The sequence below is a fragment of the Streptomyces sp. NPDC045695 genome (assembly GCF_056432025.1).
On sequence record NZ_JBWKJU010000033.1, the window covers coordinates 42454 to 51832 of the forward strand.

At 70.8% G+C, this 9379-nt stretch carries 11 protein-coding genes; 7 read left to right on the forward strand and 4 right to left on the reverse strand.

What is annotated here, in order from left to right:
• Positions 1 to 48: 48 nt before the first annotated feature.
• Positions 49 to 1587 carry a glutamate synthase subunit beta gene (locus tag AC07DU_RS32590; protein ID WP_479115431.1) on the reverse strand — a complete coding sequence of 513 codons (1539 nt, stop codon included), beginning with the start codon at positions 1585 to 1587 and terminating at the stop codon, positions 49 to 51.
• Between the two features lie 198 nt (positions 1588 to 1785).
• On the opposite strand from AC07DU_RS32590, the gene AC07DU_RS32595 reads away from it, so the two are divergent.
• Together AC07DU_RS32595 and AC07DU_RS32600 are read left to right on the forward strand one after the other, a co-directional pair.
• The gene (locus AC07DU_RS32595; protein WP_479115448.1) at positions 1786 to 2322 is read left to right on the forward strand and encodes a P-loop NTPase family protein; all 537 of its coding nucleotides are present in this window, start codon (positions 1786 to 1788) and stop codon (positions 2320 to 2322) included.
• A 95-nt stretch (positions 2323 to 2417) separates the two neighbouring features.
• Positions 2418 to 2684 (forward strand): hypothetical protein, encoded by a 267-nt coding sequence (locus AC07DU_RS32600; RefSeq protein ID WP_360904702.1) that lies wholly within the window; start codon positions 2418 to 2420, stop codon positions 2682 to 2684.
• 22 nt (positions 2685 to 2706) lie between these two features.
• Here AC07DU_RS32600 and AC07DU_RS32605 read toward each other — a convergent pair whose 3' ends face one another.
• Positions 2707 to 3339 carry a hypothetical protein gene (locus AC07DU_RS32605; RefSeq protein WP_479115433.1) on the reverse strand — a complete coding sequence of 211 codons (633 nt, stop codon included), beginning with the start codon at positions 3337 to 3339 and terminating at the stop codon, positions 2707 to 2709.
• A gap of 334 nt (positions 3340 to 3673) precedes the next feature.
• Between AC07DU_RS32605 and ectA the strand changes: the two genes are divergently transcribed.
• From ectA to thpD, 4 genes are all read left to right on the forward strand, one after another.
• The gene (gene ectA, locus AC07DU_RS32610; protein ID WP_479115435.1) at positions 3674 to 4255 is read left to right on the forward strand and encodes a diaminobutyrate acetyltransferase; all 582 of its coding nucleotides are present in this window, start codon (positions 3674 to 3676) and stop codon (positions 4253 to 4255) included.
• A gap of 124 nt (positions 4256 to 4379) precedes the next feature.
• Complete coding sequence (gene ectB / locus AC07DU_RS32615; protein ID WP_479115437.1) at positions 4380 to 5648, forward strand: diaminobutyrate--2-oxoglutarate transaminase; 1269 nt, start codon at positions 4380 to 4382, stop codon at positions 5646 to 5648.
• A 30-nt stretch (positions 5649 to 5678) separates the two neighbouring features.
• The gene (locus AC07DU_RS32620; RefSeq protein WP_392051068.1) at positions 5679 to 6083 is read left to right on the forward strand and encodes an ectoine synthase; all 405 of its coding nucleotides are present in this window, start codon (positions 5679 to 5681) and stop codon (positions 6081 to 6083) included.
• Between the two features lie 46 nt (positions 6084 to 6129).
• Complete coding sequence (gene thpD, locus AC07DU_RS32625; protein ID WP_479115439.1) at positions 6130 to 7032, forward strand: ectoine hydroxylase; 903 nt, start codon at positions 6130 to 6132, stop codon at positions 7030 to 7032.
• A gap of 102 nt (positions 7033 to 7134) precedes the next feature.
• Here the strand turns inward: thpD and AC07DU_RS32630 are convergent, their stop codons facing one another.
• Positions 7135 to 7566 carry a GNAT family N-acetyltransferase gene (locus tag AC07DU_RS32630; protein WP_453370576.1) on the reverse strand — a complete coding sequence of 144 codons (432 nt, stop codon included), beginning with the start codon at positions 7564 to 7566 and terminating at the stop codon, positions 7135 to 7137.
• A 42-nt stretch (positions 7567 to 7608) separates the two neighbouring features.
• Entirely contained in the window at positions 7609 to 8358 is a 750-nt protein-coding gene (locus AC07DU_RS32635; RefSeq protein WP_479115441.1) for an N-acetyltransferase, read from the reverse strand.
• Between the two features lie 362 nt (positions 8359 to 8720).
• Here AC07DU_RS32635 and AC07DU_RS32640 point away from each other — a divergent pair, with 362 nt between their 5' ends.
• Positions 8721 to 9200: a lamin tail domain-containing protein gene (locus AC07DU_RS32640; RefSeq protein ID WP_479039362.1), complete on the forward strand. Its 480-nt coding sequence runs from the start codon at positions 8721 to 8723 to the stop codon at positions 9198 to 9200.
• Positions 9201 to 9379: the final 179 nt, after the last annotated feature.

Consider the following 9379-nt stretch of genomic DNA (forward strand, 5'->3'; position numbering starts at 1 on the left):
CGGCACCAGACGCCGCGGGCTAGGCCGACAAGATCCGAAAGAGACGACCTAGAAGTCCCCGTAGCGCATGCGCCCCAGGGCCGTCATCGGGCGGTCGTGGGCGGCCACCGGCGACGGGAGGCAGGTGGAGCCCGTGAGGTAGCGGTCCACCGCGGCGGCGGCCGCCCGGCCCTCGGCGATGGCCCACACCACCAGCGACTGCCCCCGCCCCGCGTCGCCCGCGACGAACACCCCGGGCGCCCGCCCACCGGCCGCCGCGAAGGCGGCGTCCCGCGCGTAGTTGCCGCGCTCGTCGAGCTCCAGCCCCAGCTGCTCGCGCAGGCCACCGGCCCGCTCGGGGCCCGAGAAGCCGAGGGCCAGCAGGACCAGGCCGGCCGGCAGGGCGCGCTCGGTGCCGGCCAGGGGGCTGCGGCCCACCGGCTCGACGGCGCTCAGGCGCAGCGCCCGTACCCTGCCCTCGGCGTCTCCCTCGAAGCGCAGGGTGGCACAGGAGAAGAGCCGGGGGTCGCTGCCCTCGCGGCCCCGGGCCTCCTCGTGGGCGTGGGAGATGCGGTACGTCCTCGGGTACACCGGCCAGGGCTCGGCGTCGGTCCGGTCCGCGCCGGGCTCGGGATTGATGTCGAGCTGGACCACGGAGAGCGCGCCCTGCCGAAGGGCCGTACCGAGACAGTCCGAGCCGGTGTCTCCACCGCCCACGACGATCACGGGTCTGCCCTCGGCGCTGACCGGCGACACCGGGTAGTCGCCCTCGCGGACCCGGTTGGCGCAGGTCAGGTACTCCATGGCCTGGTGAATCCCGAGCAGCTCGCGGCCGGGGACCGGCAGTTCCCGGCGTTCGCCGGCCCCCGTCGCGACGACGACGGCGTCACACCGGCTGCGCAGCTCGGCCGCGTCGGGTATATCCGTACAGCCGCCAACGTCCCTACCGCCGCCGCCGATGTACGAACCCGTGACGAACACGGTGCCCTCGGCCCGCATCTGCTCGATCCGACGGTCCAGGTGCGCCTTCTCCATCTTGAACTCGGGGATGCCGTACCGCAGCAGTCCCCCCAGCCGGTCGGCCCGCTCGTGCACGGTGACCGAGTGCCCGGCCCGGGTCAACTGCTGCGCTGCGGCCAGTCCGGCCGGACCCGAGCCGATGACGGCCACCGTCTTGCCGCTGCGCCTCTGCGGCGGCCTCGGCGCCATGTAGCCGCGTCGTACGCCCTCGTCCGCGATCGCCTGTTCGACGTTCTTGATGGTCACGGGGTCGGCGTTGATCGCCAGGACGCAGGCGTCCTCACAGGGAGCCGGGCAGAGCCGGCCCGTTACCTCCGGGAAGTTGTTGGTGGCGTGTAGCCGCTCGTACGCCGCGTGCCAGTCCCCGCGGGCGGCGTACGCGTTCCATTCGGGTATGAGGTTTCCGAGGGGGCAGCCGGTGTGGCAGAACGGAATGCCGCAGTCCATGCAGCGGTCGGCCTGTCGGGAGACGAGCGGCAGGTGCAGCCGGCCCGCGTAGACCTCGCGCCAGTCGCCGAGCCTCTCCTCCACGGGGCGGGCCGGAGCGGCCTCGCGGGGGATCCGGAGGAAGCCGAAAGGATCGGTCACGCACCGCCTCCCTGGGATCGTTCGTGGCGGAGTGCACGGCGCGCACGGTGCTCGCCGTGCGCGTTCCGTGGCGGTTTCGACCAGATTACGCCGTCTGAGTGGCGACGCCCCACCGGGAGAAGTCCGGTGAGCGGACGGGCGCGGAAGGTGACGACGGGCCCGTGGCGGGCAGCGCGGGCGGGTAACGTGGTGCGGATGATGGTGGGCACCCCGGACACCCGGCTCGTCGTACTGCGCGGGAACAGCGCCTCGGGAAAGTCCTCGGTCGCGGCGGGGGTGCGCGCGCGCTTCGGCCGGGGCCTGGCCCTGGTCGGCCAGGACGTCATGCGCCGTGACGTCCTGCGCGAACACGACCGCCTGGACGGCGTGAACATCGGCTTGATCGACACCGTCGCGCGGTACGCCCTCGACGCCGGCTACCACGTCGTCGTCGAGGGCATCCTCTACGCGGACCACTACGGCGGAATGCTCGCGCGCCTGCGCGCCGACCACCGCGGACCGACCCACGGCTACTACCTGGACGTGCCCTTCGAGGTGACGCTCGCCCGGCACGCGACCAAGCCGATCGCGAGCGAGGTCTCCGAGGCGGAACTGAGCTCCTGGTACCGGCCGCGCGACCTGCTGCCCGGCGGCGTCGAGACGGTCATCGACGCCGCGAGCACCCTCGACGACACGATCGGACGCATCCTGCGCGACGCCGGCCTGGCCGGCCCGCCCGGGCGGAGGGAGCCCTGACGGCGCGTCCGGCTCGCGGCCAGGCCGGTGATGCTCGGGTCGCGTTGCGCCGCGCGGGGACAGGTTATTCGTCTCCGGCAGACGACACTGGACCCATGAGCGAGCACCGCTTCACCCACGACGACGACAGCGCCGGCTTCCACCCGGCCGCTGCCCGTACACCCCGCTACCCGCACAACCTCCGATACGAGAAGCCGGCGGGGGCGGCCCGGACCAGTGCCGAGGGGCACACCCTGCGCGCTCTGTCCGACCTCACGGTGGTGACCTGCGCCTGCGGCCTGACGACCCCGGCGCTCCCCAACGACGACGCGCGGCTCCTGTACGAGCAGCACCGCAACGTGATCCGTGACGAGATGGCCTAGAAGAACCTGTCCCCCTCGCCCCCTAGTCCTGCCAGTAGAACAGCAGCCTGTGGACGTCCAGCGGGTCGCGCCTGCCGAAGTAGTACACCCCGAGGCGGGTGACCTCGATCGAGCCGACGGCCGGGTCGATCCAGCGGAAGCCCGCCGATTCGAGGGCGCCGCGGACAGCCGGATCGTCGTTCTCGTCGGCGGCGAAGCGGCCGAGCGTGCTGATGTGCACCTCGCCGCCGCTCTCGCCGTAGCCGATCACGTCGTAGGTCCCGTCCCCTTGGCGGTGAACCTCTGCGCAGGAGACCGGCGGCTGCGACGCGAGGCCCGCCGCGGTGAGCGCGGTCGTGGCCCGGCTCAGCCACTCGGCCGGGTCGGGACTGGTCGGCGGCTCGGTGCACAGGGCCTCGATCCGCCACCGCGGGTCGCTCCGCTCGGCGCACTCGTGTCCGTACTCGTGGACGATCGCCGCGCGCACCTCCTCGTCCAGTCCGGGCACCTCGACGCGGGGCCGCCCCAGCACCTCGCACAGCCTGCGGGTCTCGGCGGTGTCACCGGTCAGGCGGTGCAGCGCGTACGCGGCCCACACCTTCGCCTGGTGACGCCACGGGCTGAAGGCGAGCGTGGCCAGGGCCGCCGCCGCCGCACGGTCACCCGAGCATGCCACGCGTCTTGAGGACCGCCTCGGTCATGCCGTAGACGCTCTCCTCCGCGTTCGACGCCCAACGGTCGCCTATAACCGCGCAGGTGCGAACGAAACCCCCGCACGGCCGAGGAAGACATCACATTCAAGTGGAAAATATGAGACAGAGCAAAGACGTTATGCGTTCGTTACTTAAGGGAGGGTGAGGTGGAGATATCCGGATTTTTCATAGATCTACGGGCGTATTCTCGGCTCTCTCCGCCTCCTGGAAGGCGTCCGCAAATACCACGGGCCGCGTCCGCTTCGTAACCCCTTAGGGCCATGCAATATGCGCCATGGCTGGGTAACTTCGGCCCGCATGACTGCTCATGCAGAACTAGCCCGACACAGGAAGACCCCGCCCCCCACCCCGCTCCCCACCACGACCACCCCCACCACCGCGGCGGCCGTGACGACGCATATCGACCGCCCCCGCCCAGGTGACGGCCCCCAGCTGTGGCGCCTCGCTCGCGACTCCAGGACGCTGGACCTCAACTCGGCCTACAGCTACCTCCTCTGGTGCCGTGACTTCGCCGGCACCTCCGCCGTGGCCCGCGACTCGTCCGGGCGCGCCGTCGGATTCGTCAGCGGATACCTGCGGCCCGACAGCCCCGGAACCCTGCTCATCTGGCAGATCGCCGTCGACGCATCCGTCCGCGGTCTGGGAATCGCCGGTGCCCTGCTCGACGGTCTCTCCGCCCGAGTGGCGGCAGAACAGGGACTGAGCTCCCTGGAGACCACCATCTCACCCGACAACCGCGCGTCGCAGCGGCTGTTCACCTCGTACGCCGCACGGCACGGTGCCACGCTCACGCGCGAAGTGCTGTTCACCGCCGAGGAGTTCCCGAACGACGGGCACGCCCCGGAGGTCCTGCACCGCATCGGGCCGCTCCACTTCTGATGCCGGTGGCGCACTCCGTCGCCCCCGCATCCCGCTATCCCGCTATCCCGCTATCCCGCTATCCCGCTATCCCGCTATCCCGCTATCCCGCTATCGAACACCCCACACCCGTTGGAGAGTTGCCTTGACCATGACCGAGCCGGTCCTGTCCGTCTTCGAGACCGTGGAGTCCGAGGTGCGCACCTACTGCCGCGCCTGGCCCGTCGTCTTCGACCGCGCCACGGGAAGCCGGCTGTACGACGAACACGGCCGCAGCTACCTGGACTTCTTCGCGGGCGCCGGGTCCCTGAACTACGGCCACAACAACCCCCTCCTGAAGCGTGCCCTGCTCGACTACCTGGAGCGGGACGGCATCACGCACGCGCTCGACATGTCGACGACGGCCAAGAGGACCTTCCTCGAGACCTTCCGGTCCCACGTCCTCGAACCCCGCGCACTGCCGTACAAGGTGATGTTCCCGGGGCCCACCGGGACCAACGCCGTCGAAGCAGCGCTCAAGCTGGCGCGCAAGGTCAAGGGCCGCGAGTCGGTCGTCTCCTTCACCAACGCCTTCCACGGCATGTCCCTCGGCTCACTCGCCGTCACGGGCAACGCCTTCAAACGGGCCGGCGCGGGCATCCCCCTGGTCCACGGCACCCCGATGCCCTTCGACAACTACTTCGGCGGCAGCGTCCCCGACTTCCTCTGGTTCGAGCGGCTGCTGGAGGACCAGGGCTCCGGCCTCAACCACCCGGCGGCGGTCATCGTCGAGACGATCCAGGGCGAGGGCGGGATCAACGTGGCCCGCGCGGAATGGCTTCGCGCCCTCGCGGACCTGTGCCGGCGACGCGACATGCTGCTGATCGTCGACGACATCCAGATGGGCTGCGGCCGCACCGGTGACTTCTTCTCCTTCGAGGAGGCGGGCATCACCCCCGACATCGTCACGCTGTCCAAGTCCATCAGCGGCTACGGACTCCCCATGTCCCTCTGCCTGTTCAAGCCCGAACTGGACCTGTGGGAGCCGGGCGAGCACAACGGCACCTTCCGCGGCAACAACCCGGCCTTCGTCACCGCGACCGCGGCCCTGGAGGCGTACTGGGGCGACGGCGTCCTGCGCGAGCGGACCCTCGTCCAGGGCGGGCGCATCGAGAGCGCACTGCGCGCCCTGTGCGACGAACACGGCCGGCTGGGCGCGGCGTACCGGGGCCGCGGTCTGGCCTGGGGCGTCGAGTTCGCCCAGAAGGAGCGCGCCGCGGAGGTGTGCCGCAGGGCATTCGAGCACGGTCTCCTCCTGGAGACCTCGGGACCCGAGAGCGAGGTCGTGAAGCTGCTCCCGGCGCTCACCATCAGCGGCGACGAACTCGACGAGGGCCTCGACATCCTCGCCCGCTCCGTCCACGAAACCGCCTGACAGCACCCGTACACCAAGAAGGGCACCACCATGATCGTCCGCTCGTTCCGGGACATCGAGGGAACCGACCGCCACGTCAGGGCGGCATCCGGCACCTGGGAGAGCAAGCGCATCGTCCTGGCCAGGGAACGTGTCGGCTTCTCCCTCCACGAGACCGTCCTGTACGCCGGCACCGAGACGTCCATGTGGTACGCGAACCACGTCGAGGCCGTGGTCTGCACGGAGGGGCGGGCCGAGCTCACGGACGAGGAGACGGGCCGGACCTACACGATCACGCCGGGGACCATGTACCTCCTCGACGGCCACGAGCGCCACACCCTGCGCGTGCAGCAGGACTTCCGCTGCCTGTGCGTGTTCAACCCGCCCGTGACCGGCCGCGAGGACCACGACGAGAACGGCGTGTACCCGCTGCTCACCGAACCCGACCCCAGCTGACGCGCACAGACCCGCGCACGCACAGAGAGGAGAGGCAGGCACCACCATGACCCACGCATCCACCCGCACCGTGAAGGACCTGTACCCGACCAGGGGCTCCGAGGAGGCGCTCACCGGCCGTGTAGACCCCGTCGTCTGGTCCGAGCCCGGCACACCGGGCCCCATCTGGGCCCACGAGCTGGAGAGCTTCGAACGCGACGGCTACCTGTCCGTCGAAGAGCTCATCACACCCGACGAAGTGGACGTCTACCGGGCCGAGATGGACCGGCTGCTCCGTGACCCCTCGACGCTGGCCGACGACCGGTCCATCGTGGAGCCGAAGTCCCGGGAAGTGCGCTCCGTCTTCGAGGTCCACCGGATCAGCGAGGTGTTCGCGGCCCTCGCCGCCGATCCGCGCGTCGTGGGGCGCGCGCGGCAGATCCTCGGCTCGGAGGTGTACGTCCACCAGTCCCGCATCAACGTCAAGCCCGGGTTCGGGGCCAGCGGCTTCTACTGGCACTCCGACTTCGAGACCTGGCACGCCGAGGACGGTCTGCCGCACATGCGCACCGTGTCGGTGTCCATCGCGCTGACGCCGAACTACACGACCAACGGCGGCCTGATGATCATGCCCGGGTCCCACCGGACCTTCCTGGGCTGTGCCGGTGCGACGCCGAAGGACAACTACAAGAAGTCCCTCCAGATGCAGGACGCGGGGACCCCGTCGGACGAGGCGCTGTCGAAGTTCGCCTCGGCGTGCGGCATCAAGCTCTTCACCGGCGGGGCGGGCTCGGCCACCTGGTTCGACTGCAACGCGATGCACGGCTCGGGCGACAACATCACGCCGCACCCGCGCAGCAACGTGTTCCTCGTCTTCAACAGCGTCGAGAACCGCCCGGCGAAGCCCTTCGCCGCCCCGGTGCGCCGCCCCGCGTACATCGCCGCGCAGGACTTCACGCCCGTGGGCTGACGCGTCCGGCCCGCCTATCCCGGCCCGGCCCGGTCCGGCCCGTCAGGGGCGGTTCGGTGCCGGGTCCGGGTCCTTCCCCGCGTGTGCCGAGCGCGGGGCGTGTCACTGAGCGCCCAGGGTCATCCACCGCTCGGGGTTCTCCAACGGCGTGAAACCGACCTGGGCGTAGACCGCGTGCGCGTCCGCGGTGGCCAGCAGGATGCGCCGAAGACCGTACGGGGCTAGGTGATCGCGCACCGCGGTGACGAGCGCGGTCCCCAGCCCCTTGCCGCGCGCTTCCGGGGCGATGTACACGTCGCACAGCCAGGCGAAATCGGCCTGGTCGGTCACGACCCGGGCATAGCCGAGCTGCCTGCCGGAGGCCCGCTCGTAGACGCCGAAGTTGAGGGAGTTGGCGATCGCCCGGTCCTGCTTCTCCCGGGACCGGCCGCGGGCCCAGTACGCGTCCTGCGCCAGCCAGTGATGGACCAGGTCAGGATCGATCCGCGCGGTGTCGGTGGATATCTCGTAGTCGGCGGGAAGGTCGGTAGTCATGACCGCATGCATTCCTGATCGCTCGGCCACCGCTGATTTTCCCTACGCCAGCGAGTGCCGCACCCAGACGTTCGGCTCGACGTAGACCGCGTAGCCCTGCTCCGGTGCGCAGTGGACGGGGGTGAGGGCGCCCGGGACGTGGACCGGGCCCGGCGCGTCGAAGGGGAGGCCGGTCCATGCGCGCCACTGGTCGAGCGAGCCGTTGACCGTCATCGACAGCGGGGCGACGGAGTCGACGACTCCGCCCGCGCGGACGTGCACGCGCAGCCAGGGGTCGTACGGAAGGCCGTCCTCCCGCGTCCGGTACGCGTACTCGTGGATGGAGGTGTCCGGCTCGGCCGACTTGGCGCTGGGCCGGACGGGCGCCACGGCCTGGGCGAAGCCGCGGGCGCGGGCGTTGGCGCGCATCGCGGCGAGCATGAGCCCGGACAGGCCCTGGCCCTGCCGGTCGACGGCCACGCTGATCTCGATCGCGCTCACCGTGTCGGGCCGGATCCCGCGCCGCTGGTCGGAAAAGGCCCACATCAGGATCCGGTCCCAGCCCTGGGCGGGCAGCACCCCGTCACGGCCCGGCGCGTACTGCGCGAACGGCAGGCTGAAGCCCCGGGCCACCACCACGTCGCCGTCGGTGGCGATCAGGACGTACTCCGGGAACTCGGCGACCATCCTCGGGTACAGCAGCCAGGCCAGCGCGTCGTGCTGGGCGAACTCGGGCCACGAGTCCGCCATGTCCCAGAGCCGCCCGGCCAGTTCTGGACGCTCGGCCAGGGTCGTGATCACGATGTCGCTCATGCGGGCAGGCTAGGTCGCCCCGCATCCGGCCTCAACCGCTTTGAACGTCGTCGCGCTGAGCGCGCTCACTGCTCAGGGCCTTGTTACATGACCCCGAACTCGTTCGGCGCACTCGACACCCCTGGCGTGAATGAACTGCTTATGTGGCCGAAACAGTCCTGCACTTACCACGACCGGACCGCCGCCCCTCCCCTGCCGCCGCATGTCAACTGGTCATTGACCCATGCATCTTGCAAGGGAGAGTTACGGACATGTCCGCATTGAGCAACACACGTCCAGGGTCGTGGCGGTTGATGGCGCATGCGGACCAGAGTGTGGCTCCCGGCAATGACGCCGGACCGACCGTTGAAGGAGTCATCCGCATGTCTGCTTCTCACACCACCCGCCGGGCCCTCGCCGTCCTCCTGGCCGCCGGCGCCCTGGTCGGCGCGGCCGCCCTCCCCGCCGCCGCCCACGACGACGACCGGCACGGCCACCGCGGCCAGAACTCCTCCCTCGTCATCGGCGACGTCCACACCAACACCCGCGGCCACGACCGCGACCACCGCGCCCTCAACCGCGAATGGGTCGAAATCAAGAACACCGGCCGCCACGCCGTCAACCTCCGCGGCTACACCCTCACCGACCGCGACGGCAACCGTTACCGCTTCAACCACCTCCGCCTCGACGGCCACTCCAGCGTCAAGGTCCACACCGGCGCTGGACGCGACACCCACCGCGACGTCTACCAGGACCGCCGCCACCAGATCTGGGACGAGCGCGACACCGCCACCCTCCGCGACGACCGCGGCCGCACCATCGACACCGAAACCTGGGGCCGCAGCGGACACCACCACCGCTAACCCCAGCCGGCAGCCACACCGTCGGGGGCTGTGACCTGCCAACCCACCCCGGTCGTGGGGGGGGGGGGGGGGGGGGGGGGGGGGGGGGGGGGGGGGGGGGGGGGGGGGGGGGGGGGGGGGGGGGGAGGGGGGAGGGGGAGGGGGGGGGAGGGGGAGGAGGGAGAGAGAAAAAAGAGGAA